General features: G+C 60.8%; 1 protein-coding gene. It reads left to right on the top strand.

Annotated features, from left to right (window positions below):
* Window positions 1-232 (top strand): Rossmann-fold NAD(P)-binding domain-containing protein (locus NXT09_RS22680; RefSeq protein WP_268581210.1); only part of this gene is annotated, 232 nt, incomplete at both ends.

Genomic DNA, 232 nt, shown 5'->3' with positions numbered 1-232 from the left:
ACCGCAAGCTGCTGCAGGAGGTGCTGAAAAAGAACATCACGCTGGTCGACTACGAGCTGCTGACCAACGCCCGGGGCGAGCGCATCGTGGCCTTTGGGCGCTACGCCGGCATTGTGGGCGCCTACAACGGCCTGCTCACCTACGGCCGCAAGCACGGCCTGTACGACCTGAAGCCCGCCTACCAGTGCGTGGACATGGACGACATGCAGGAAGAATTTTTCAAGGTGAAGAA

This window comes from Pectobacterium jejuense (assembly GCF_026800125.1).
GTDB lineage: Bacteria > Pseudomonadota > Gammaproteobacteria > Enterobacterales > Enterobacteriaceae > Pectobacterium > Pectobacterium jejuense.
Note: the sequence above shows the minus strand (reverse complement) of the source record. Positions and strands in the feature narration are given on the sequence as shown.